Origin of the sequence: Moraxella sp. (genome assembly GCF_024227015.1) — a bacterium.
Classification (GTDB): Bacteria; Pseudomonadota; Gammaproteobacteria; order Pseudomonadales; family Moraxellaceae; genus Moraxella.
The window spans coordinates 1-790 of sequence record NZ_JAAELD010000207.1 but is presented as its reverse complement, the minus strand read 5'-3'; the positions used below and the strand labels follow the sequence as shown (position 1 = coordinate 790).

Below are 790 nucleotides of genomic sequence, written 5' to 3'. Positions count from 1 at the left end.
CTTGACCAAATCCCGACAGACGTAGAACAAATTATCATTTTGGATACCTGTTATTCAGGAACATTTTTGGATGACTTATCGGGCGTGGCAAATCGCATTCTGATAACCAGCGCGGATTCTGAAAATCGGGCTTGGAGTCCTGAAAAAATGGGCGGTTTTTCCCATACTTTTATTGAGGAATTAAAACATGGGCAAAGCGTTGGAGAAGCCTTTAACTATGCGAAAAGCAAAATCATTGATGATTCACAAACCTTTGGCAAACAAAATCCCCTCTTGGATGACACCCAAGATGGATTCTATGCCAGCGATGATGGACGTTTTGCCCGCCGCACTTACATTGGCGGCAAAAAAGTACATGGCTCACTGCCTCCTGAAATCACTGACATGCACCCCACAATTCAACTCGTAGAAGGTCAAACCACCGCAAAATTATGGGTGAAAGCCATTCCCGACTTTAATGGCATGAAAAAAGTACGGGCAATATTAGTCAATGAACTTGATGAAGTCACTCAATATCAGGGCGAAAGCACCAACTTTACGCGGCGCGAACTCACCTTGCTACCCAATTACGACTTGCAACGTTATGAAATTGACTACGATCAATTCCACACAGCAACCAATTGGAAAATCCTCTACCAAGCCCAAAGCATGGAAGGCGATTGGTCAAAAATCTTTACGGGTTCCGCTGTTCTTGAAGGTTCCATCTCAGACAACGCTGCCCTCACGCCGAACCAATCGGTGTATCACGATGGCGACTTATGTCAAGTGACTTTACCCCCGTTACCACCTG

At 45.1% G+C, this 790-nt stretch carries 1 protein-coding gene; it reads left to right on the top strand.

Features of this window, described 5'->3' with window-relative positions; all coding sequences use genetic code 11:
* Positions 1-66 precede the first annotated feature (66 nt).
* A partial coding sequence (locus tag GY683_RS04715) for a hypothetical protein (RefSeq protein WP_297287647.1) occupies positions 67-790 on the top strand: 724 nt, incomplete at its 3' end.